Here is a 23,633-nt window from a genome sequence, read left to right on the forward strand (position 1 = left end):
ATGAATTGGAGAATGGCCCATGAGCCTGACCCTGAAAGAAGCCTCCGCGCCGATCTTCCTGCGCGGCCTGCGTGTGCTGTCCGGCCTGATCGACAAGGCCGAGGCCTCCGGTCTTGGTGAAATGGCGATCATGGAGGCGCGGCTGGCCCCGGACATGAAGCCGTTTCCCGACCAGATCCGCATGGCTTCGTTCTCGGCGCGCAGCTGCGTGGCGCGCCTGACCGGTCAGGCGTGGCCGAAGACGGACGATTCAGAGGCGACCCTGGCCGAACTCAAGGCGACCATCGCCCTGTCGATCGCCTTCATCGAGGCGACGGATCCGGCCGCGTTCGAGGGCGGCGAGACGCGCCGGATCGAGCTGCGCTTCCCCGGCGTCGAACTGAATTTCGAAGGCGCGGGCTATCTGACCAGCTTCGCCATTCCGAACTTCTATTTCCACGTCAGCATGGCCTACGCCATCCTGCGCAATGCGGGGGTGGAACTGGGCAAGCGGGACTATCTCGGCCAGCTGGCGCTGGTCTGACGACGGGGGCTGACAAAGGCGATCAAGGGAGCTATATGCGCTCCCACATCGTTAGACCGGCGTCCAACGGCGCCGTTTGAAGCGGCGGCCCGGATGGCCCGCCGCTTTTTGTTTGGACCAAAGCCTTTGAAGGCCAAGACCGCCGAAGACCGCGCTCTGCTGGAGCTCATCGAACCCGTGGCCGAGAGCCTGGGCCTCGACGTTGTGCGCGTGCGGCTGATGGGCGGCACCCTGCGCCGGCGGCTGCAGATCATGGCCGAACGTCCGAGCGACCACGACATCGCCGTCGAGGAATGCGCCCGCCTGAGCCGCGCCGTGTCGGAGGTGTTCGACGCAGCCGACCCGATCAACGGCGAATATCTGCTGGAAGTGTCGTCGCCGGGCGTCGACCGCCCCCTGACCCGCCAGTCGGATTTCGACCTGTTCGAGGGCTATGAGGCGCGGCTGGAAACCGATCGCATGATCGAGGGCCGCAAGCGCTTCAAGGGCGTGATCGCCGGCACGGACGGCGAGAACATCGCCATCGATCTGGAAGGGGAGGAGGACACCGCCCTCATTCCCTTCGAATGGCTGGTCGACGCCAAACTGGTGCTGACCGACGAACTGATGAAGGCGGGCGCCGAGAAGCGCGCCGCCCGTAACGACAACTCTTCTGAGACCGAGGACTAGACCATGGCTGTCGCCGGCGTTTCCGCGAACCGACTCGAACTGCTGCAGATCGCTGACGCGGTCGCGCGCGAGAAGAACATCGACAAGGAGATCGTCGTCGAGGCGATCGAGGAGGCGATCCAGAAGGGCGCCAAGTCCCGTTACGGCGCCCATCACGACATCCGCGCCAGGATCGACATCAAGTCGGGCGAACTGGCCCTGACGCGCCACGTCACCGTCGTGGCCGACGACTGGCAGCCGGAAGACGAGCTGGAAGAGTTCAATGACTCGGCCATGGTCCGCCTGACCGACGCCTCCAAGCGCGATCCGGAGGCCTTCGTCGGCAAGGAATATGTCGAGACCCTGCCTCCGTTCGAGTTCGGCCGCGTCCAGACCCAGATGGCCCGCCAGGTCGTGACCGGAAAGGTCCGAGAGGCCGAGCGCGCCAACCAGTACGAAGAGTTCAAGGACCGCGTCGGCGAGATCGTCAACGGCACCGTCAAGCGCGTCGAATACGGCAACACCGTCGTCGATCTGGGCCGGGGCGAGGGCATCATGCGCCGCAACGACTCGATCCCGCGCGAGGTGTTCAACATCGGCGACCGGATCCGCACCTACATCTATGACGTCCGCGCCGAGGCCAAGGGCCCGCAGGTCATGCTGTCGCGCTCGCACCCCGGCTTCATGGCCAAGCTGTTCGCCCAGGAAGTGCCCGAGGTCTACGACGGCGTGATCGAGATCCGCGCCGCCGCCCGCGACGCCGGCTCGCGCGCCAAGATGGCCGTGCTGTCGAACGACTCCTCGATCGATCCGGTCGGCGCCTGCGTCGGCATGCGCGGCTCGCGGGTTCAGGCTGTCGTCGCCGAACTGCAGGGCGAGAAGATCGACATCATCCAGTGGAACAACGACGAGCCGACGTTCATCGTCAACGCCCTGGCCCCCGCCGAAGTGTCCAAGGTGGTCCTCGACGAAGAGGCCGACCGCGTCGAGGTGGTGGTGCCGGACGAGCAGCTGTCGCTGGCCATCGGCCGCCGCGGCCAGAACGTCCGTCTCGCCTCGCAGCTGACCGGCTGGCAGATCGACATCATCACCGAGAGCCAGGACTCCGAGCGTCGCCAGCGCGAGTTCGCCGAGCGCACTACCCTGTTCCAGGAGGCCCTGGACGTGGACGAGGTCATCGCCCAGCTGCTGGTCACCGAAGGCTTCGCCACGGTCGAGGATCTGGCCTTTGTCGAGCCGTATGAAATCTCGGACATCGAAGGCTTCGACGAGGAGACCGCCGAGGAACTGCAGGCCCGCGCCCGCGACTTCCTCGACCGTCAGGCCGCCATTCTGGATGCGAAACGCGTCGAGCTGGGCGTCGAGGACGGCGTCATGGCCGTTCCGGGCGTGACCGGCGCCATCGCCGTCGCCCTGGGCGAAGGCGGGGTGAAGACCGTCGAGGATCTGGCCGATCTGGCCACGGACGAAATCCGCGGCGGCTACGAAGTGAAGAACGGCGAACGGGTCAAGGTCCCGGGCGTGCTGGAAAGCTTCAACCTGGCCCAGGAAGAGGCCGAGATGCTGATCCTGCAGGCGCGCGTCGCCGCCGGCTGGATCGACGCCTCGGAACTGCCGCAGCCGCCCGAGCCGGAATACGAGGAAGAGCTGGCCGAGGGTGAATACGACGCCGACGCCGTCTTCGCCGCCGCGCCGGAAGGCGACGAGGCCGAGACTGCCGACGACGCGGAGGTCCTCGCCGGGGACCCCGAACAAACCCCCGACGCGTGATGGGAGACCGGATCGTTCATGAGTCTGCGCGAAGCGACGATCGATAGGGAACGCCGCGACCTCGTCACCCACGAGGTCATGGACGAATCTCGTCTGATCCGCTTCGTCGCCGCTCCGGACGGTTCGGTGGCCCCCGACCTGGCGCGCAAGTTGCCGGGACGCGGCCTCTGGGTCGCAGCCGACCGCGCCTCGATCGAGACGGCGGTGAAGAAGAACCTGTTCTCGCGGGCCGCCAGGGCGCCGATGAAGCCGGCTGTCGACCTGGCGGACATGGTCGAAAACCTGCTGATCCGGCGATGTCTGGACCAGTTGGGGCTTGCCCGGCGCGAAGGCGTGCTTATCTCGGGTTTCGAAAAGTCCCTGGCCAATGTGCGGTCGGGCAAGGCCGCGTGGATCATCGAGGCGGCGGATGGCTCCGCCGACGGCCGCGGCAAGCTGCTTTCGCTGGCGCAACACATCACGCCGCGCCCGAAAGTCTGCGGCGTGTTCACGGCGGACGATTTGAGTTTGGCCCTTGGGCTGGAAAATGCGATACACGCCGTCCTGCTTGAGGGCGGGCGGGCCGATCGCTGGACCATAGAGGTCGAACGACTGGCGGGATTTCGACCGTTGACGCCTCCGCAGTGGGGCGACGAAGCGGCTGGGATGCCGAACAAGGTTTTGGACGGGCGGGGTTCTGCTCCCTGATTTGGGAGCGGGGCGACGCGCGGCTTTTTGTGTTTGAACGAGACGACGGCGGATCTCCCGCTGTCCCGAGTAAAGCGACCGGATGACTGACGAGAACGACAAGACCAACGACGGCGCGCCGCAGGCCCCGACCGGGACTCCGTCCACGACGGGACCTCGTGCGCCCTTGAGCCTGAAGCCCCGGCAGGCGGGATCGGTTTCGACCGGCACCGTGCGCCAGAGCTTCAGCCACGGCCGCACCAAGACCGTGGTGGTCGAGACCAAACGCCCCCGCGCCGGCGTCGGGCCGGGCCATCAGCGCCCGCAGGGTTTCGACGTCGCCGCCCGTCCGCGCACTGACGCGCCCGCGCCCCAGGCGCCGCGTCCGGCTGCGCCCGCCGGTCCCGCCGGCGGCCGCCTGTCCAACGAGGAACAGGAAGCCCGCCGCCGCGCCATCGAACTGGCCACCAAGGCCCAGGCCGAGCGCGCCCAGGCCGCCGCCGCCGAACAGGCGCGCCGCGACCAGGCCGCGCATGAGCAGGCCGCCGCCACCGCCCAGGCCGCCAGCGCCGCCCAGGCCGAAGCCGCCGCCGCCCGCGCCGCCGCCGAGGCCGCCCGCGCCGAGGCCGCCAAGCTGACGGCCGCCGCGCCTGCCGCCCCGGCCAAGCGGGCTCCGGCTGCTCTGACGCCCGCTCCGGCCGCGCCCGCCGCGCCGACCCCGGCTCCGGTCGAGGCTGCCGCACCGACCCCGGCTCCGGCTGCTCCGGCGCGTCCGGCTCCGCCTGCGCGCCCGGTGGTCAATTTCGGCCAGCGGGTGCCGAAGGCTCCCAACCCCTCGCGCGCGCCCGCCGGTCCCGCCTTCGGCGGCCGTTCGGCCCGTGAAGAGGCCATGGGCGGCGGTGAACGCGCCTATTCGGATCGTCCGGCGCCTGCCCGTCCCACCGGCGGCCGCCCGGCCGAGCCGGTCCGCTATTCGGCGCTGACCCCGCGTCCGGCCCCCGGCGCCGCCCGTCCGGGTCCGCGCACCGGCCCGGGCGGCCGTGCCGCTCCCAACGCGCCTCCGGTCGCACCGGAAGTGGCCCGTCCCAGCCGCGCGCCCGGCGGCGGCTTCGCCCGCCCGCTGAAGCCCGAAGACGACCGCGACAAGCGTTTCTCCGATGCGGGCAAGGCCGTCAGCCGCACCCGCGGCGAACCCAAGCGCCGCGAAGGCCGTCTGACCATCCAGTCGGTCGCCGGCGACGGCGACACCGCAGAGCGGATGCGCTCGCTGGCCTCGGTCCGCCGCGCCCGCGAACGCGAGAAGGAAAAGCGCAAGGGCGGATCCACCGATGCGCCGAACCGTCCGCGCGAGGTCGTCATTCCTGACGTCATCACCGTGGGCGATCTGGCCAACCGGATGGCCGTGCGCGGCGTCGACATCGTGAAGTTCCTGATGCGTCAGGGTCTGATGATGAAGATCAACGACGTCATCGACACCGACACCGCCGAACTGGTGGCCGACGAATACGGCATGACCGTCAAGCGGGTGTCCGAGTCCGACGTCGAGACGGGCTTCCTGTCCGATGCGATCGACGACGAGGCGACCACGCCGCGCGCGCCGGTCGTGGCCATCATGGGCCACGTCGACCACGGCAAGACCAGCCTGCTGGACGCGCTGCGGACGACCGATGTCGCCTCGGGAGAGGCCGGCGGCATCACCCAGCACATCGGCGCCTATCAGGTGCGCCTGGAAAGCGGCGACCGCGTCACCTTCCTGGACACCCCGGGTCACGCCGCCTTCTCGGCGATGCGGGCGCGCGGCGCCAATGTGACCGACATCGTGGTTCTGGTGGTGGCCGCCGACGACGGCGTCATGCCCCAGACCATCGAGGCCATCCAGCACGCCAAGGCCGCCAACGCCCCGATCATCGTGGCGGTGAACAAGGTCGACAAGCCGGACGCCAATCCGCTGAAGGTCGTCAACGAACTGCTGCAGTACGAAGTCATCGCCGAGAGCCTGGGCGGCGACACCCAGATCATCGAGGTGTCGGCCAAGGAGCGGACCAATCTCAACGGTCTGATCGACGCCATCCTGCTGCAGGCCGAGGTCATGGACCTGAAGGCCGATCCGGAACGCTCGTCGGAAGGCGTGGTCATCGAGGCCAAGCTGGACAAGGGCCGCGGTCCGGTCGCCACCGTTCTGGTCAAGCGCGGCACGCTGAAGCGCGGCGACATCGTCGTGGCCGGTTCGGCCTGGGGCAAGGTTCGCGCCCTGCTGAACGAGCGCAATGAACAGCTGACCGAAGCCGGCCCGTCCGTGCCGGTCGAGATCCTGGGTCTGGACGAGGCGCCGAGCCCCGGCGATCCGTTCGCCGTGGTCGAGAACGAGGCTCGCGCCCGTGAGCTGACCGAGTACCGCGCCCGCATCAAGCGCGAGAAGGCGACCGGCGGCATCAACCAGGTCAGCCTGGTCGACATGATGTCCAAGCTGCAGTCCAAGAAGGTCTCGGAACTGCCGGTGGTCATCAAGGCCGACGTGCAGGGCTCGGCCGAAGCCATCGTCGGCTCGCTCGAGAAGATGGGCAACGAGGAGGTCCGGGCGCGCACCGTCATGTCCGGCGCCGGCGGCATCACAGAGAGCGACGTCCAGTTGGCCAAGTCGGCCGGCGCGCCGATCCTGGGCTTCAACGTCCGCGCCTCGAAACAGGCCCGCGACCTGGCCGAGCGCGAAGGCGTGGAGATCCGGTACTATTCGATCATCTACGACCTGCTGGACGACATGAAGGGCGTGCTGTCCGGCATGCTGGCGCCGCTGCAACGGGAAACCTTCCTGGGCAACGCCGCCGTGCTGCAGGTCTTCGACATCTCCAAGACCGGGAAGATCGCCGGTTGCCGGGTGTCCGAAGGCGTGGTCCGCAAGGGCGCCAAGGTCCGCATCATCCGCGACGACGTCGTGGTTCTGGAACTGGGCACCCTCACGACGCTCAAGCGCTTCAAGGACGAGGTCAACGAGGTCCCGTCGGGCCAGGAGTGCGGCATGCATTTCCAGGGCTTCCAGGACATCAAGGCCGGCGATTACATCGAGTGCTTCACGGTCGAAGAGATCAAGCGCACGCTGGACTAGTCCGCGCTGCACCGATGAGACCAATGGAAAGGCGGTGCGCAAGCGCCGCCTTTTCGCCTTACCTGTCGGAGATCAAACCGCATGCGCAGCTTACTGATCGCCGTCCTGACCCTGTCCGTCCTTACCCAGGTTGTCCGGGCCGGTCCCGCCTCGGCGGAGACGCGCTATCTCGCCTACAACGCCTCGGACCGGGTCACCCAGGCCCTGACGCGGGGCGTCACGCTGGAGGCCGAACGCGGCCTGTTCGGCGCGATCAGCGTGCGCCGGATCATCTCCACCTCGAACCGGGGCCAGGCCGACATCCGCCGCGGCGGGCCCGATCAGGTGCGACGGGTTCTGCCCGCCGGATCGACGGAGACGGCGGTCTACTCCATCGCGCCCGAGGGCGGTGGCCGGGCGCTGGGGCGGGCCCTCTGCCCGGGGTCGGACGAGGCCTGGATGGTGCTGGGGCGGGTGCGGCTGGCGCGGCCGCTGACGGTCCATGCGGTCGGGCGATGGTCGGATGGGACCTACCGCCACTGCGTCCAGCTGTCCTACGACTGGCGCGGAGAGTGGGCGTTTCCGCCCGCCGGCGGAGCCGCGGACGACGCTAACGCGCCTGTCGCGCGATAGGCGTTCACCTCGCCACACAGCCTCGCTAAGGTTGCGGCGATGCCAGCCGCCGCCTCTCGACAGACCGGACTGAAGCGCCTCGCCGCGGCGTTGGCCTTTCTGTGTCTGGTGCTGTTCCTGCTGGCCATCGAAAACCGGCAGGCGACCGAAGCCTGGCGCGCCCTGCGCGACGAGGCGGCGCCGGCGGCCGCCCGGGTGGCGGACTGGGCGGCCAGACTGCCCTCGGGTCGGGCCGATGGCCTGACGGGGTTGAAGACGGCGGTCGCCACGGATCCCCGGCGGGTGGCGGCCGATCCGCGCGACATCGTCCTGAGCGGCGAGTTCGGCCCGGCCGACCAGGCGACCCGCGTCGCGGTCGGCGCCGTGACCTTTGTCGGGGCCGACCTGCGGTTCGAAACGGGCGAGATCTTCCATACCCGGCCGCTCCGCATCGCCTCCGGGCGGGAGGCCTTCGTCGCGGGCCAGACCTTCGCCGAACGATGGGACGCGCCGGCCGATGCGCAGATCGAGCTCCGCCGGATCGCGCCGGGCACGCGCAGCCGCCCCGTCGCGGCGTCGGCCCCGTGCGGCGGCGACGTTCCCGGCGTGGTCGCCCTGCTGCATCGGCGGGACAGGGTGGATATGCTGGTGTTCCGGGCCCGGACGATCGTCGGACCTGATGCGCCCCCGGCCGCCGTGTGCGGCGCCTGGAGCTTCCACAAGAGATGAAACGCCGTCGGCAATCCTGGGGTCTCAAACGTTTTGCGGCCGTCGCCCTCGCGGCGGCCCTCGCCGCGGTCTGGACATGGACGGCGCCGGGCGATCCCGCCCTGTGGCCCGCCCGCGCCGACGACGCCGGGGTTGAGGTTCACCTGCTGGACAACGGCTTCCACACCGATCTGGCGGTTCCGCGCGCAGCCCTCGAGGCGCGGCAAGGACCCTTGGCGGACGCCGTGCGCGGTCTGGCGCCCGGCGACTGGATCCTGATCGGTTGGGGCGACGCCAAATTCTACGTCGACCAGAGCCCGATGGAGAGCCGCCTGCCGGACGGCCTGCGGGCCTTCTTCAAGCCGGGCAACGCCTCGGTCATCATGCTGGACCCGGCCCAGCGCGACCCGCGCACGGCCTTTTCGCCGGAAAGCCGCCGCGCCTTCCGGCTTTCGGCGGCGGGCTTCGAGGCCATGGCGGACCACATCCAGGGGTCGCTCGAGCTGAGCGACGGCCATGCGCGGATCGCCGCAGCCCGCGCAGGCGACGACGCGCGCTTCTTCGCCAGCCGGGAGCATTTCTCGATCGGGCGCCTGTGCAATCACTGGAGCGCCGGGGTTCTGAACGCGGCGGGCCTGCCTGTGCGGCCCCTGCGGTCGATCACGTCCGCCGAGGTCATGGCCACGATCGACCGCGCCCAATTGGACACCGGGGCCGCACGGGACTAGACCCCGCGCTCATTATTTCGCCGCGTTCGAAAGGCTCCGCCTTTCCGACCCGACGCGGCATCGCTTTTTCAGGCCGGGTCCGATCCCCGACAGGCGACGAGGACAGAGCATGAGCAACCGCAAACCCAAAAAGGCCGCCTCCAAGGCCGGCGCCGTCAGCCAACGCCAGCTGCGCGCCTCCGAAATGATCCGCCACGCCCTGGTCGAGGTCATGCGGGAAAACGAGATCCGCGACCCGGCCCTGGTCGGGGTGTCCGTCACCGTCACCGAGGTGCGGCTGTCGCCGGACCTCAAGCACGCCACCTGTTTCGTGGAGCCGCTGGGCGCGGGCGTCGAGACGGCGCCGGTCGCCGGCCATATCGACGAAATCGTCAAGGCGCTGAACGCTCATGCGAAATTCCTGCGCGGCGCGCTGGGGCGGCATATCGAGATGCGCTTCACCCCCGACCTGCGCTTCCGCCACGACGAGAGCTTCGCCGCGGCTGAGCGTCTGAACCGCCTGCTGGACGACCCGCGGGTGCGCGCCGACGTCTATGTGTCGCCGTTCGAGGATGACGAAGACGGTCAGTCCTGATGCGGCCGCCAGCCTTTATTGTCGCCGGAGGCCTTCTGCTGGGCGGCTGTTTCATTCCGCCGCCGATCACGGGTGACGGCTGTCCCTGGGGTGGATGCCAGGGCGATCCGACGCCGCCAGCCTATGAAGACCAGACGGTCTTGCCTGGCCGCGATCCCTTTGTGGAGGGCGGTCATTTCCGACTGGGGCAGGTGGACGTCTGGCTGACGGGCGACCGGCTTCGGTATCGAAGTCCGGACTGTGAATTCCAGGCTGGCAAGGTGAGGGGGGCGGGCGAGCGCGCGCCGGACGCCTGGCGGGCGCCTTCGCCGTCGATCCAGCAGACCTATCGGGTCGAAAATATCGAAGCCGGCTGCATGTCCGATCTGAGGACCGGTGATCGATTGCTGGCCTTGGCCGCCGGCCGAAACTGGGCCCCGGGCCGCGTGGGCGACCGGTTGTGGCTTGGTCCGGCGACAGAGGGCGCTCGCGTCCAGATACTGGACCGGCGCTGATGGGCCGCCGCAAGAAGGGCGCGGTCGTCAACGGCTGGGTCTGTCTCGACAAGCCGTTCGGCATGGGCTCGACCGAGGCGGTCTCGAAGGTTCGCCGCCTGTTCGACGCGCAGAAGGCCGGCCACGCCGGGACGCTGGACCCGCTGGCCTCGGGTATCCTGCCCATCGCGCTCGGCGAGGCGACCAAGACCGTGCCCTTCATGATGGAGGCGCAGAAGGTCTATCGCTTCACCATCAACTGGGGCGTCACGACCGACAGCCTCGACCGCGAGGGCGAGATCACGGCCCGGTCGGACGTGCGGCCTGACGTGGAGGCGGTGCGGGCCGCCCTGCCGGCCTTCGTCGGCGAGATCGATCAGGTTCCGCCGCAGTTCAGCGCCATCAAGGTCGACGGCCAGCGCGCCTATGACCTGGCCCGCGACGGGGCCGAGTTCGAACTGGCCAGCCGCCGGGTGACCATCCATGAGGCGGCGGTCACCGGCGCCCCGGACGCCGACCACGTCGAGATCACCATGCGGACGGGCAAGGGCGTCTATGTGCGGTCCCTGGCCCGCGATCTGGCGGTCATGCTGGGCGCCGAGGGGCATGTTTCGGCCCTGCGGCGCGAACGGGTCGGGCCGTTCTCGACGGAAAACGCCGTCACGCTGGATTTCCTGACCGATCTGGTGCATAGGGACGCCGCCTCGGAAGGCTTGCTTCCCGTCGCGACCGCCCTGGACGACATCCCGGAGCTGGCCGTGACGGACCAGGACGCCTTCTCGCTTCGTCAGGGACGACCGATCGTTCTGCTCCCCCGACAGGTCGAAACGCTCAAAAGCCGCCTCCGGGATGGCTCCAGAACCGTTTCAGCCTTTCACGGACAGACCCTCGTCGCTCTCGGTCAGTTGCGGGCCGGTCGTCTTGAACCCGACCGCGTTTTTAATCTCCCCTGACGCCCCTCAAGCAGGGAACCGGCAGGGGCTCCAACATGGAGATACCCGATGTCGATTACTGCCGAACGCAAGAACGAAGTCATCGCCGATAACGCCCGCTCCGCCGGCGACACCGGCTCGGCCGAGGTCCAGGTCGCGATCCTCTCGGAACGCATCGCCAACCTCACCGAACACTTCAAGACCCACAAGAAGGACAACCACTCGCGCCGCGGCCTGCTCAAGATGGTCTCGCAGCGCCGTCGCCTTCTTGACCACCTGTCGAAGGTCGATCGCGAGCGCTACGCCGCCCTGATCGGCAAGCTGAACCTGCGCCGCTAAGGCGAAGGGGACGAGCGGAAGAGTTTTTCGAGGCGCGGGCCATGTCCGCGCCTCGTTCCGCATCCAGAACGACCCGCGCGCCCCGGGACCCCAGGGCGCATGACGCGAGGGCCATACCGGTCCTCTTCTTCCCGGGCGGTTCGCGATGGCGCGGACGCCCATGGACCGAAGGACTGAACGCCCGACGCTCCACCCACTGATGGGACCCCGCGCGGAATCCGCCCGCGGGATACGAAAGACGAAACATGTTCGATATCAAACGCAAGACGATCGACTGGGCCGGCCGCCCGCTGACGCTTGAAACGGGCCGCATCGCCCGTCAGGCCGACGGCGCCGTCCTGGCCACCTACGGCGAGACCGTCGTCCTCGCCACCGTCGTCTACGGCCGCGCGCCCAAGCCGGGCCTGGATTTCTTCCCGCTGACCGTCAACTACCAGGAAAAGACCTTCGCCGCCGGCAAGATCCCGGGCGGCTATTTCAAGCGTGAAGGCCGTCCGACCGAGAAGGAGACCCTGGTCTCCCGCCTGATCGACCGCCCGATCCGCCCGCTGTTCGTCAAGGGCTTCAAGAACGAGACCCAGGTCGTCATCACCGTGCTGCAGCACGACATGGAGAACGACCCGGACGTGGTCGGCATGGTCGCCGCCTCGGCCGCCCTGACCATCTCGGGCGTGCCCTTCATGGGCCCGATCGGCGCCGCGCGCGTCGGCTATATCGACGGCGAATATGTGCTGAACCCGACCCTGGACCAGCTGACCGAGAGCCAGCTGGACCTGGTCGTCGCCGGCACCCAGGACGCCCTGATGATGGTCGAATCCGAAGCCAAGGAGCTGTCGGAAGAGATCATGCTGAACGCCCTGATGTTCGCGCACCGCGGCATGCAGCCGGTGATCGACGCCATCATCGAAATGGCCGAGCACGCCGCCAAGGAGCCGTTCGACTTCCAGCCCGACGACGTGTCGGAAATCGTGACCTCGATCCAGAAGCTGGTCGGCGACGACATCAAGGCCGCCTACACCCACGTGGGCAAGTACGACCGCCGCTCGGGCGTCGACGTGGCCAAGAAGAAGGCCGCCGAAGCCCTGGTCAAGACCGACGAGAACCCTGACGGCGTCGACGCCGCCAAATTCGGCGTCGCCTTCAAGGAATGCGAAGCCCACGTCCTGCGCCGCGACATCATCGACAACGGCCACCGCGTCGACGGCCGCGCCCTGGACAAGGTCCGCGACATCGTCTCGGAAGTCGGCGTCTTCCCGCGCACCCACGGCTCGGCCCTGTTCACCCGGGGTGAAACCCAGGCCATCGTCGTCGCCACCCTGGGCACCGGGGAGGACGAGCAGTACGTCGACGCGCTCAGCGGGACGTACAAGGAGAAATTCCTTCTCCACTACAACTTCCCTCCCTATTCGGTCGGCGAGACCGGCCGGATGGGCGGCGCGGGCCGTCGGGAAATCGGTCACGGCAAGCTGGCGTGGCGGGCGATCCGTCCGATGCTGCCGAGCTCGGAAGAGTTCCCCTACACCATCCGTCTGGTGTCGGAGATCACCGAGTCCAACGGTTCGTCCTCGATGGCCACGGTCTGTGGTTCGTCGCTGGCGCTGATGGATGCGGGCGTGCCGCTGAAGCGTCCCGTCTCGGGCATCGCCATGGGCCTGATCCTCGAGCCCTCGGGCGAGTTCGCCATCCTGTCCGACATCCTGGGCGATGAAGATCACCTGGGCGACATGGACTTCAAGGTGGCCGGCACGCGCGAAGGCATCACCTCGCTGCAGATGGACATCAAGGTCGCGGGCATCACCGAAGAGATCATGCGCAAGGCGATCGCCCAGGCCTCGGCCGGCCGCCTGCACATCCTCGACGAGATGGACAAGGCCATCGACGGCGCCCGCACCGAGCTGGGCGAGTACGCGCCCAAGATCGAGTCGATCAAGGTTCCGACCGACAAGATCCGCGACATCATCGGCACCGGCGGCAAGATCATCCGCGAGATCGTCGAAAAGACCGGCGCCAAGATCAACATCGAGGACGACGGCACGGTGAAGATCGCCGCCTCGGACCAGGAAAAGATCGACGCGGCCAAGAACTGGATCTCGTCGATCGTGTCCGAGCCCGAGCCCGGCATGATCTATTCGGGCAAGGTCGTGAAGGTCGTCGACTTCGGCGCCTTCGTGAACTTCTTCGGCGCCAAGGACGGTCTGGTCCACGTGTCGCAGATCAGCCTGGAACGCGTCGCCAACCCGGCCGACGTCCTGACCGAAGGTCAGGAAGTGAAGGTCAAATTCCTGGGCATGGACGACCGCGGCAAGACCAAGCTGTCGATGAAGGTCGTCGATCAGGAAACCGGCGAGGACATCACCGACAAGATCAACGCCGAGCGCGCCGAACGCGGCGAGCCCCCGCTGTCCGACGACACCGGCGGCCGTCCGAAGCGTGAAGGCGGCGGCGATCGTGATCGCGGCCGCAGCCGTCGCTAAGCGGCGACTGAGCTGAACTGAAGGAGGCCCCGGTGGAAACGCCGGGGCCTTTTTCTTGCGCGGAAGAGTCCGGAGTCCGCGGGGAAATGAGGGGACATTGCGGACACATCGGACTCTGTGGAGCGCCGAAAACACAGTCCGGATGGTCCGGATGGTCCGGCTGGTTGCTGGCGGGATTCGATTGTCAAAGATCGTGGGTAAAGGTCAGGGCAGGAGTGTCGCACGGGCCGTTCCTGCGGCGGGGAAATGACGCTGGTGCGTGCGAGATCGCGCGACGGATCAGAGGGTTGGGCGCGCGAAGTCGTCTGGCTGGCGGCGAATTGCAGGCATTGTCCCTTCTCCCGTTGGGAGAAGGTGGCGCGCAGCGCCGGATGAGGGTCGGGCGGTTGAAGCGGCGAAGCCGCATCTGAACAGACGCCCCTCACCCTTTCGCGCAAGGACGACCGCTACGCGTTCGTGCGCTCAAGCCCCCTCTCCCACCGGGAGAGGGAAACTCTCGCGGCGCCAGCCACGGAACGGCGAACAGGCCGAACAGGAAGCCGCCGAGGTGGGCTTCCCACGCCAGACCGCCCGGGCCGCCGGCAATCCGGGCCAGGACGAAGAGCAGGCCGAACAGAATGAGGTTCATCTTCGCAAAGGCCTTCACCTGCGCCCACACCTGTTCCGAGCGGATCGGGACGATCTCGCCCTCGGGCTCGATCCGCGAGGCGGCGCCCCAGACGCCGCAGATGGCGCCCGAAGCGCCGACCATGGGCACGGCGCTGTCCAGATGCAGGGCCAGATAGAGGCCCGCGCCCAGCAGGCCGGAGACGAGGAACAGGAGGGCGAAACGCAGCCACCCGGCCGGCCCGACGCCGAACCGCGCCATGACTACGGGGGTGACGCCGAGGAGGAATGTGCTGTTCAGGAACAGGTGCCAGTGGCCGGCGTGCTCGAACATGTGAGAGATCAGGGCGTACCAGCGTCCCTCGACCAGGGCCTGCGCCGACAGGCCCCAGTCCCAAGGCGGGCCGCCGCGCATCGCGTGCAGGACGCCGAGGATGGAGCCGACGATGCAGACGCCGATCACCGCATAGGCGGGCGCCGCCTGCAGGGTGGCGGCCTCGCGCCACAGGCGCGGATCGAAGAACGACAGCCCGGCGCCCAGCCGGCCGTCCGAGGCGCGCTGCAGGGCGGACGGGGCGGGCGCGGCGTCGTCGGTCATGGAAGGAGTGTGGCGGAGGATGGGGCGGCTGGACAGGGGGCGCATCAGTCCTCCTCCGGGGACGGGCTCCAGTCGGGATCATTGACGGAATACCAGTCTGCCGCGAGGTCCCGCCATTCGGGATTGGCCGTCTCGATCAACGCCAGCTTCCAGTCCCACAGCACAAGGCGGTGGGTGCGGGCGTTCGAGGGTCATCCGCGCTGCACCGTACCCGCGTGGTGGGGTGAGTGGTGCCGCTACTGGGACTAGCTGAGGTTGTCGATTAGGTCGTCAAGGATGGCTTCGACACCAGAATTCTTCCGTTGGATCGAGCCGTACATGGCCTCCATCAAGCGGAAATAAGTAGGAAATCCAAGAACATCAGATGCACCCTCGTCGTGGAGGTCTGTATCGCGGAATGATTCGACGATCTTCAGTTCGGCGTTGGCGATCTTAATTTCGTAGTCTGGAACGGACGCGCCAGTATGGACCATATCAAATATAACGAGCTTATCCCCGACACGTGTCTCGAATCCGCCAAAAAGAACTGACGGTTCCCAAGTAAGATTTCCGGAATCAGTTTTCTTATAGAGAGACTCTATAAGCTTACGATATTTTCCAATAATAACAGTGTCGGCCATTATCCATTTACCCGATCTAAGCTCGCATTTATACGGGTCAAGGCGACCTGATAATCTGTGTTGGTCTGAAGAGCCCGCATTTGTTCTGACCTGTCCACGCCTTTAGTGTGATTCAGGCTCATTCTTTTACCTGTTCGTTCTATTTGGTCGGCGATAGCTGATATTTGATCTTTGGTCGTCTGGGTTAGTTTCGAGGGGAGTTGAGAAATTTTCACCAATGCGATTCTAGCTTCAGCGTAGGAATGGAAAGCTTCCGCCCAATCTTCACGACGTATATGGGATTGAGTGTTTTCCAACGCGGAAGCAGCCTTGGACAGTTCGAATATCATATCGTAGCTAGCAACGCGGGTCCGAGCCTCCTCTGAGGCTCTTTTCGCTTCTTGCGCCGCAGTCCGGGTGCGCCGGAGCTGCACAAAGGTCACCGCAAACCCGATTGCCGACGCAAGCAGCCCGAGTAGGCCGATCCAAAAACCCCAGCCAGCTACAGCAGCGGCATTCTCGGGGGTGAAGGGCCAGTTGAATATCTGCATGTCGTTGCAGCGAAGCTACGCGCCTCGGCAACCGTAAGTAAAGCAGCAAGGCGGGCGAATGGAATTCAACCGTGTCTTACCGCTGACTTCTCAATGCACCCGCGCCTTCCCGATCTCCAGCCCCCCATCGCCCGCTGACACGGCGATCACAGACCCGTCCTCGATCTCGCCTGCCAGCAGTTTTCGCGCGATCGGGTCGACCAGTTCCTTCTGGATCACCCGCTTCAGCGGCCGCGCGCCATAGACCGGGTCGTAGCCCCTGTCGGCCAGCCAGGCGTAGGCGCTGTCGTCGAGGGATAGGGTCAGGCGGCGGTCGGCCAGCAGCTTCTCGAAGCGGGAAAGCTGTATACGGACGATCCCCGCCATCTGGCCGCGGCCGAGGCGGCGGAAGAGGATGATCTCGTCGATGCGGTTCAGGAACTCGGGGCGGAAATGGGCGCGGACCTGTTCCATGACATAGGGGCGGACGGTCTCCACGTCGTCGCCCTCGCCCTGACCGGCCAAAGCTTCTGAACCCAGATTGCTGGTCATGATGATCAGGGTGTTCTTGAAGTCGATGACGCGGCCCTGGCCGTCGGTCAGGCGGCCGTCGTCCAGAACCTGGAGCAGGACGTTGAAGACGTCGGGGTGGGCCTTTTCGACCTCGTCGAACAGGACGACCTGATAGGGGCGGCGGCGCACGGCCTCGGTCAGGGCGCCGCCCTCGTCGTAGCCGACATAGCCGGGAGGGGCGCCGATCAGGCGGGAGACGCTGTGCTTCTCCATGTACTCCGACATGTCCATGCGGGTGATGGCGGCCTCGTCGTCGAACAGGAATTCGGCCAGGGCCTTGGTCAGCTCGGTCTTGCCGACGCCGGTGGGGCCGAGGAAGAGGAAGCTGCCCAGCGGGCGGTTCGGGTCGTTCAGGCCGGCGCGGGCGCGGCGCACCGCATCGGCGACGGCGGCCAGGGCCTCGTCCTGACCGACGACGCGGCGGGACAGGGCGTCCTCCATCTTGAGCAGCTTTTCGCGCTCGCCCTCCAGCATCTTGTCGACCGGGACGCCGGTCCAGCGGCTGACGACCTGGGCGATCTGTTCGGCGTCGACCACCTCGGGGGTCAGGGGGCCGGACTTGTCAGCCTCATTGGCCTCGGCCTCGGCGAGCGATTTCTCGATCTGGGGGATCTGGCCGTAGGCGATCTCCGAGGCGCGGCCCAGGTCGCCGGCGCGCTGGGCGGCGGCCAGTTCGGCGCGCAGGCGGTCGAGGGTTTCGCGCAGCTGGGCGCCCTGGCCGACCTTTTCCTTCTCGGACTTCCAGCGGGCGGTCAGGTCGTCGGACTGGCCCTCGAGGTCGGCGATCTCGTCCTCGAGCTTTTCGAGGCGCAGGCGCGACGCGTTGTCGTCCTCCTTCTTCAGGGCCTCGCGCTCGATCTTCAGCTGGACCAGGCGGCGGTCGATCTCGTCGAGCGCCTCGGGCTTGGAGTCGACGGCCATGCGCACGCGCGACGCGGCCTCGTCGATCAGGTCGATGGCCTTGTCGGGCAGGAAGCGGTCGGTGATGTAGCGGTGGCTGAGGGTGGCGGCGGCGACGATGGCGCTGTCGGAAATGCGGACGCCGTGGTGGACCTCATACTTCTCCTTGATGCCGCGCAGGATGGAGACGGTGTCCTCGACGCTGGGCTCTTCCACGAAGACGGGCTGGAAGCGGCGGGCGAGGGCGGCGTCCTTCTCGACGTGCTTGCGGTATTCGTCCAGCGTGGTGGCGCCGACGCAGTGCAGCTCGCCGCGGGCGAGGGCGGGTTTCAGCAGGTTGGAGGCGTCCATGGCGCCGTCGCCCTTTCCGGCGCCCACCAGGGTGTGCATCTCGTCGATGAACAGGATGATGCCGCCCTCGGCCGCCGTGACCTCGGCCAGCACGGCTTTCAGCCGCTCCTCGAACTCGCCGCGGTATTTGGCGCCGGCGATCAGGGAACCCATGTCGAGGGCCATGACGACCTTGTCGCGCAGGCTCTCGGGCACATCGCCGTTGACGATCCTCAATGCGAGTCCCTCGACGATGGCGGTCTTGCCGACGCCGGGCTCGCCGATCAGGACGGGGTTGTTCTTGGTGCGGCGGGCGAGGACCTGGATGGTGCGGCGGATCTCCTCGTCGCGGCCGATGACGGGGTCGATCTTGCCGTCGCGGGCGGCCAGGGTCAGGTCGCGGGCGTAGCGTTTGAGGGCGTCGTAGGCGTCTTCGGCGGCGGCGCTGTCGGCGGTCTTGCCCTTGCGGATGTCGGCGATGGCGGCGTCGAGTTTCTCGGGCGTGGCGCCGACGGATTTCAGCACCTCGGCCGCGACCCCGCCCTCGCGGGCGATGGCGCCGAGCAGGCGTTCGGTGGTGACGAAGGCGTCGCCGGCCTTTCTCGAGGCCTCCTCGGCGGAGGAGAAGACGCGGGCGGTGTCGCCGTCGAGGTAGAGCTGGCCCGAGCCGCCCGAGACCTGCGGCCGTTTCTTGAGGGCGGTTTCGGTCGCGGATTCGGCGCGGGCGGGGTCGCCGCCGGCGGCGGTGATCAGGTTGCGGGCCAGGCCGTCGCGCTCTTCCAGCAGGACCTTGAGCAGGTGTTCGGGGGCGAACTGCTGGTGGCGGCGGGCCAGCGCGAGGCTCTGGGCGGACTGGACGGCCTGTTTGGCGCGGTCGGAGTAGAGGTCGAGATTCACGGCGTGTCCCCTGATCAGGCGGAGTGTGCGCTCATCGACGCCCTTTCAGGAAGCGACGCCTTGAGATGGCACAAATCTGGGTGTGGCGATCGGACCACACAAGGGGGGCGGGTGGTCTGGCGCGGGGGCGGGGCGCGGGCTAGCGTCCGGGCGGAATTCAGTCCGGAGCCCTTCGCATGTCCATCCGTCTCACCCGCCGCGCGGCGCTGGTTTCGTCCGTGGCCGGAGCGGCCGCCCTGCCGTCGCGGGGCTGGGCCCAGGCGCCCGCCAACGACAGCGCGGCGCTGGCGGATCAGGTGGACGCCTTTGTGAAGCGGGCGATGGCGGCCTTTCCCGATCAGCCGGCCGTGTCGGTGGCGCTGGTCAGGGGCGGCCAGCCGGTGCTGACCCGGGGCTACGGCGTGCGGGCGATCGGCGGGGCGGCGGTGGACGAGCACACATTGTTCGCCATCGCCTCCAACACCAAGGCGGTGACCTGCGCCGCCCTGGCCATGCTGATCGACGAGGGGAAGGTGAAATGGGACGAGCCGGTGCGGACCTATCTGCCCGGCTTCAGCCTGTCGAAGCCCGAGCTGAACGACATGGTGACGGTGCGCGATCTGGTCAGCCACCGGATCGGCTTCGGCCTGGGGGCGGGGGACCTGCTGTTCTGGCCCAACAGCGACCGGACGCGGGCCGAGATCATGGCGGCCATTCCGCATGTGCCGATCGAGGACAGTTTCCGCACCACCTACCACTACTGCAACCTGATGTTCGTGGCCGCCGGGGAGGTGGTGGCGGCGGCCTCGGGCATGCCGTGGGAACAGTTCGTCCAGACGCGGATCCTCGACCGGCTGGGCATGACCGAGACCCTGCCGCTGATGACGGCGGCGGATCCGGCGAAGTCGGCGCTTCCGCACGGCCGGATCGGGCCGCCGCTGCGCTATCAGGGCGAGATGCAGACCATCGGCCGGTCGATCCAGGAGGTGTGGAACTGGTCGTCGGCGGGGGCGGCCGGCGGCTTCGTGACCAATCCGGTCGACTGGGCCAAATGGATCGCGGTGCAGCTGGCGCGCGGCCGGTTGCCGGACGGCACGCGGCTGTATTCGGAAGCCCGCGCCAACGAGATGTGGCGGCCCAACATCCTGATCTCCAGCTCGGCCGGGCCGACGGCGGCGCTGCCGAACCGGGCCATCGCCTCGACCTATGCGACGGGCTGGCAGGTGCAGGACTATCGCGGCGAGCGGATGATCACCCATGGCGGCGGAGCGCCGGGCTTCATCTCGGGCACGGTGCTGATCCCGGGCCGAGACGCCGGCTTCTCGTATTTCACCAACGCCGAGGAAGGCTTCCTGACGCGGGCGCTGCGCAGCGGCATCACCGACATCGTCATGGGAAAGGCCGACTTCGACTGGGTCGCCGACAGCGTGCGGCTGAAGACCGAGGGCGATGCGAAATCGATCGAGGCGGCGGCGGAGATCGACGCGAAACAGGCGGCCGGCGCGCCGCCGTCGCTGCCGCTGGGGGCCTATCGCGGGACGTGGCGCGATCCATGGTATGGCGACATCGTCATCGAGGCCCGCGATGTCGTGCTCTGGCTGACGTTCAGCCGCACCCCGTCGCTGAACGGACCGCTGGAGCCCTATGACGGCGACACCCTGAGGACCCGGTTCACCGACCGGCGCGAGGAGGACGCCTTCATCACCTTCAAGGTCGAGAACGGCGCGCCCGTTTCGGCGACGATGAAGGCGGTCAGTCCGGACGCGGACTTCTCGTACGACTATCAGGACCTGCGGCTGACGAAGGTCTGAGCCAGCCGCCGCGGGAACCATACGGCAGCGTACGTCGTTCTGCCCCCGCACGCCCGGGGCGGGGGCGGCCGAGAGGGGCGTGAATGGCGAAGGCAGCGGGAGACGACACGGTCCATGACGAGGACCGCTATCGGCTGCTGGTCAACGCCATCACCGACTACGCCATCTATATGCTGGACCCCGAAGGCCGGGTGGTCAGCTGGAACGCCGGGGCCGAGCGGTTCAAGGGCTATACGCCGGCCGAGATCGTCGGCCAGCATTTCTCGCGCTTCTATACGGCCGAGGACCAGGCCGCCGACGCGCCGGCCCGGGCGCTGGCCCAGGCCGCGACCGAGGGTCGTTTCGAAATGGAAGGGTGGCGCGTCCGCAAGGACGGGGGCCGGTTCTGGGCCCATGTGGTCATCGATCCCATCCGGTCGCCGGAAGGCGAACTGATCGGCTTCGCCAAGATAACCCGCGACCTGACCGAGCGAAAACTGGCGGCCGAGGCCCTGCGCAAGAGCGAGGAGGAATTCCGCCTGCTGGTGGAGGGCGTCGTCGACTACGCCATCTACATGCTCGATCCCGAGGGGCGGGTCACGACGTGGAACCTCGGCGCCCAGCGGATCAAGGGCTACCGCCCCGAGGAGATCATCGGCGGGCATTTCTCGACCTTCTACACCGAGGCCGACCGGGCGGCCGGAGCGCCCGCCCTGGCCCTGGCCATCGCGGCGCGGGAGGGACGTTTCGAAACCGAGGCCCTGCGGGTCCGCAAGGGCGGCGCCAGCTTCCACGCCCATGTCGTGATCGACGCCATCCGCAACGACGACGGCGCGCTTCTGGGCTTCGCCAAGGTGACGCGCGACGTGACGGAACGGGTCGTGGCCCGGCAGGCGCTGGAGGAAGCCCGGGAGGCCCTGTTCCAGTCGCAGAAGATCGAGGCCATCGGCCAGCTGACCGGCGGCATCGCCCATGACTTCAACAACCTGCTGATGGCCGTGCTGGGCAGTCTGGAACTGGTGCGCAAGCGGCTGGACTATGATCCGCGGATCACGCCGCTGATCGACAATGCGATCCAGGGCGCGGAACGGGGCGCCGTTCTGACGCAGCGCATGCTGTCGTTTGCCCGCAAGCAGGAACTGACCTTCGTGGCGGTGGATGTCCCGATGCTGGTCAGGGGGATGTCGGAATTCATCGAGCGGACCATCGGCCCGAACGTCGAGGTGTCATTGCGCTTTCCGACCGGCCTGCCCCGGGTCCACACCGACCCCTACCAGCTGGAGGCCGCGTTGCTGAACCTGGTGGTCAATGCGCGGGACGCCATGCCGCGAGGCGGGACGATCACCATCACCGCCGAGCCCGAGACGAGGGCTGACTTCGCGGCGGCGGTCCCCGGCGAGGCCGCCTTCGTGCGGATCAGCGTTCAGGACACGGGCGAGGGAATGGACGAGGAGACGCTGAAACGGGCGACCGAGCCCTTTTTCACCACCAAGGGCGCGGGCAAGGGCACGGGGCTGGGGCTGTCGATGGTGCATGGCCTGGCCGAACAGTCGGGTGGCCGCTTCGGTCTGATCAGCCGCGAGGGCGAAGGCGTCACCGCCCATATCTGGCTGCCGGCAGCCGGCGCGGAGGCGGCGGCGAACGTCGCGTCGGACGCGCCGGCGCGAACGCCGGGACGCCGGGGCTTGCGGATACTGGTGGTGGACGACGACCGACTGGTGCTGACCAATACGGTCGCCATGCTCGAGGACCTCGGCCATTCGGTGATCGCCGCGGAGTCGGCGAAGGAGGGGCTGGAGGCGGCGCGGCGGGACCTGGACATCGATCTGGTCATCACCGACGAGGTCATGCCGAAGATGAGCGGTTCGCAGATGGCGGGCCGGATCCTGGAATCCCGGCCCGGCCTGCCCATCGGCATGGTCACCGGCTATGCCGATCTGGCGGATCAGGGACGCCGTCTGAGCCTGGGCCTGCCCCGGCTGGGCAAGCCCTTCACCCAGGAGGCGCTGGCGAGCTTCGTCGATCAGCTCATGCTGGCCGAGGCGGAACCGGCCTGATCACTCGGCCGTCTGGCGCCCGGAGACGCGGCCCGCCTCGAGCACCGGCATGCCGGCCTCGGTGGGGATGTAGATGGTCTCGCGGCCCGACTTGCCCGCGGTTTCCTTGAGCATGTCGATATAGGCCCAGCGCAGATAGTTGTCCGGGCCGCCGAGGCTTTCGGCCATGATGCGGTTGGCCTCGTTGGTGCCGCGGGCGCGGGCCACCTCGGCCTGGGCCGTCAGCTGGGCGGAATCGAGGGCGGCCTGCGCCTCCAGCACGCGGATGCGGCGGTCCTGTACGGCCTGCTCATAGGCCGCCTTGCCCTGCATCTGCTTCGAATAGACGTTGTAGGTCGGCAGGCCGATGAGGGCGATCGCGGCGACGATGACGGCGGCGACGACCGCCCCGATGGTGATGCTGAAACCGCGCATTGGGGACCTCGGAGCTTCGCGGATCATGCCCGCGCGGCGAGAGTCGTCGCGGGCGGTCCGGGGGTCAAGGGCGTCAGCGGATCAGTTCGAGGATCTCCAGCTTGGACTCGACCTTCGGCCAGGGAATGACGAGGCGCCAGCGGTCGGAGCCGATGCGCTGGAAGACGCCGACCTGATCGCGGATCGGCTGCTGGCCGTAGCGGGGGAAACCCGTCTCATCCATGCCCCACGCCTGTGCGCCGACGAAGACCAGCCGATTGTCCGTATCCGGATAAAGCAGCCCGCGGGTGCGCTGCGAGCCCGTGGTCTTGGTCAGGATCAGGTCGCCGCCGGGGGTCAGTTCGACGGTGCAGCGGAACCACGGATATTCCAGATAGCCGAGACCGCCCGGAGAATTGCTTCCCAGTTTGATGGTCCGGCAGCGGTAGTCGCCCGGCGCGGGTTGAAGGCGGCCCGTCTGGCCCGCATTGGGGTCGACGAGCGGGCCAAGCGCCTCGACCTTGTCGGCGAAACCCTTGTCCTCGGCCTCGGCGCGGCCCAGGCGCCAAGCCTGGTCGAGGCGTCCCAGATTGGCGGCGTCGGCGGCGGAAACGACCTGACGCCAGTCGGCGGTTCCTCCCTGCTCGCCCTCGACGGTCGGGGCAGTCCGGCCCGGGGCGGCGGGTGCTTCGGATGGCGGTGTCGGGCTGGCGGGCGCCTCGGCGGGCGCAGGAGCGGCGGCGGGCGGGGCGCTTTCTCCGCATGCGGAGAGCAGAACGGCGAGCGAGGCGGCGACGACAGGATTGCGCATGGAGAGTCCCTGGGAGCTGAACCGTGCAAACGGTTGTGGGC

At 67.9% G+C, this 23,633-nt stretch carries 21 protein-coding genes; 15 read left to right on the forward strand and 6 right to left on the reverse strand.

The window, feature by feature from the left end:
• The first annotated feature begins 19 nt into the window (after positions 1-19).
• The 13 genes from BrevBR_RS09020 to pnp all read left to right on the forward strand — a co-directional run bounded on the left by BrevBR_RS09020 (position 20) and on the right by pnp (position 13,529).
• Positions 20-523 carry a DUF1993 domain-containing protein gene (locus BrevBR_RS09020; RefSeq protein WP_332639386.1) on the forward strand — a complete coding sequence of 168 codons (504 nt, stop codon included), beginning with the start codon at positions 20-22 and terminating at the stop codon, positions 521-523.
• A 126-nt stretch (positions 524-649) separates the two neighbouring features.
• Positions 650-1,192: a ribosome maturation factor RimP gene (gene rimP, locus BrevBR_RS09025; RefSeq protein ID WP_332639385.1), complete on the forward strand. Its 543-nt coding sequence runs from the start codon at positions 650-652 to the stop codon at positions 1,190-1,192.
• Positions 1,193-1,195: 3 nt separating this feature from the next.
• A complete protein-coding gene (gene nusA, locus BrevBR_RS09030; protein WP_340000683.1) occupies positions 1,196-2,941 on the forward strand; it encodes a transcription termination factor NusA in 1,746 nt (581 codons plus the stop codon).
• An 18-nt stretch (positions 2,942-2,959) separates the two neighbouring features.
• On the forward strand, positions 2,960-3,628 hold the full coding sequence (locus tag BrevBR_RS09035; protein ID WP_340000684.1) for an RNA-binding protein: 669 nt from the start codon (positions 2,960-2,962) through the stop codon (positions 3,626-3,628).
• 82 nt (positions 3,629-3,710) lie between these two features.
• Entirely contained in the window at positions 3,711-6,710 is a 3,000-nt protein-coding gene (gene infB, locus BrevBR_RS09040) for a translation initiation factor IF-2 (protein WP_340000685.1), read from the forward strand.
• Between the two features lie 81 nt (positions 6,711-6,791).
• Positions 6,792-7,322 carry a hypothetical protein gene (locus BrevBR_RS09045; protein ID WP_332640565.1) on the forward strand — a complete coding sequence of 177 codons (531 nt, stop codon included), beginning with the start codon at positions 6,792-6,794 and terminating at the stop codon, positions 7,320-7,322.
• Between the two features lie 39 nt (positions 7,323-7,361).
• Entirely contained in the window at positions 7,362-8,030 is a 669-nt protein-coding gene (locus tag BrevBR_RS09050; RefSeq protein ID WP_340000686.1) for a hypothetical protein, read from the forward strand.
• Positions 8,027-8,737, forward strand: a complete 711-nt coding sequence (locus BrevBR_RS09055; protein ID WP_332640567.1) for a DUF2459 domain-containing protein — start codon at positions 8,027-8,029, stop codon at positions 8,735-8,737. The genes BrevBR_RS09050 and BrevBR_RS09055 overlap by 4 nt, the downstream gene beginning before the upstream one ends.
• A gap of 109 nt (positions 8,738-8,846) precedes the next feature.
• Entirely contained in the window at positions 8,847-9,311 is a 465-nt protein-coding gene (rbfA, locus tag BrevBR_RS09060) for a 30S ribosome-binding factor RbfA (protein WP_332640569.1), read from the forward strand.
• Positions 9,311-9,805 (forward strand): hypothetical protein, encoded by a 495-nt coding sequence (locus BrevBR_RS09065; protein WP_332640571.1) that lies wholly within the window; start codon positions 9,311-9,313, stop codon positions 9,803-9,805. Before rbfA ends, BrevBR_RS09065 begins: the two co-directional genes overlap by 1 nt.
• Complete coding sequence (gene truB / locus BrevBR_RS09070; protein ID WP_332640572.1) at positions 9,805-10,737, forward strand: tRNA pseudouridine(55) synthase TruB; 933 nt, start codon at positions 9,805-9,807, stop codon at positions 10,735-10,737. Before BrevBR_RS09065 ends, truB begins: the two co-directional genes overlap by 1 nt.
• 48 nt (positions 10,738-10,785) lie before the next feature.
• A complete protein-coding gene (rpsO, locus tag BrevBR_RS09075) occupies positions 10,786-11,055 on the forward strand; it encodes a 30S ribosomal protein S15 (protein WP_332640574.1) in 270 nt (89 codons plus the stop codon).
• A gap of 245 nt (positions 11,056-11,300) precedes the next feature.
• On the forward strand, positions 11,301-13,529 hold the full coding sequence (gene pnp, locus BrevBR_RS09080; RefSeq protein WP_340000687.1) for a polyribonucleotide nucleotidyltransferase: 2,229 nt from the start codon (positions 11,301-11,303) through the stop codon (positions 13,527-13,529).
• Positions 13,530-13,950: 421 nt separating this feature from the next.
• Here pnp and BrevBR_RS09085 read toward each other — a convergent pair whose 3' ends face one another.
• From BrevBR_RS09085 to clpB, 4 genes are all read right to left on the reverse strand, one after another.
• Entirely contained in the window at positions 13,951-14,778 is an 828-nt protein-coding gene (locus BrevBR_RS09085; RefSeq protein WP_340000688.1) for a rhomboid family intramembrane serine protease, read from the reverse strand.
• Positions 14,779-14,978: 200 nt separating this feature from the next.
• On the reverse strand, positions 14,979-15,353 hold the full coding sequence (locus BrevBR_RS09090) for a hypothetical protein (RefSeq protein WP_340000689.1): 375 nt from the start codon (positions 15,351-15,353) through the stop codon (positions 14,979-14,981).
• Positions 15,353-15,883: a hypothetical protein gene (locus tag BrevBR_RS09095; protein ID WP_340000690.1), complete on the reverse strand. Its 531-nt coding sequence runs from the start codon at positions 15,881-15,883 to the stop codon at positions 15,353-15,355. The genes BrevBR_RS09090 and BrevBR_RS09095 overlap by 1 nt, the downstream gene beginning before the upstream one ends.
• 90 nt (positions 15,884-15,973) lie before the next feature.
• Complete coding sequence (clpB, locus tag BrevBR_RS09100) at positions 15,974-18,562, reverse strand: ATP-dependent chaperone ClpB (RefSeq protein WP_340000691.1); 2,589 nt, start codon at positions 18,560-18,562, stop codon at positions 15,974-15,976.
• Positions 18,563-18,738: 176 nt separating this feature from the next.
• Here clpB and BrevBR_RS09105 point away from each other — a divergent pair, with 176 nt between their 5' ends.
• Both BrevBR_RS09105 and BrevBR_RS09110 read left to right on the forward strand, forming a co-directional pair.
• Complete coding sequence (locus BrevBR_RS09105) at positions 18,739-20,352, forward strand: serine hydrolase (RefSeq protein WP_340000692.1); 1,614 nt, start codon at positions 18,739-18,741, stop codon at positions 20,350-20,352.
• A gap of 83 nt (positions 20,353-20,435) precedes the next feature.
• A complete protein-coding gene (locus tag BrevBR_RS09110; protein ID WP_340000693.1) occupies positions 20,436-22,388 on the forward strand; it encodes a hybrid sensor histidine kinase/response regulator in 1,953 nt (650 codons plus the stop codon).
• Here the strand turns inward: BrevBR_RS09110 and BrevBR_RS09115 are convergent, their stop codons facing one another.
• The gene (locus tag BrevBR_RS09115; protein WP_332640584.1) at positions 22,389-22,802 is read right to left on the reverse strand and encodes a hypothetical protein; all 414 of its coding nucleotides are present in this window, start codon (positions 22,800-22,802) and stop codon (positions 22,389-22,391) included.
• A 73-nt stretch (positions 22,803-22,875) separates the two neighbouring features.
• The gene (locus BrevBR_RS09120) at positions 22,876-23,592 is read right to left on the reverse strand and encodes a DUF4893 domain-containing protein (protein WP_332640585.1); all 717 of its coding nucleotides are present in this window, start codon (positions 23,590-23,592) and stop codon (positions 22,876-22,878) included.
• Positions 23,593-23,633 lie beyond the last annotated feature (41 nt).

The sequence above is a fragment of the Brevundimonas sp. BR2-1 genome, assembly GCF_037626195.1.
Classification (GTDB): domain Bacteria; phylum Pseudomonadota; class Alphaproteobacteria; order Caulobacterales; family Caulobacteraceae; genus Brevundimonas.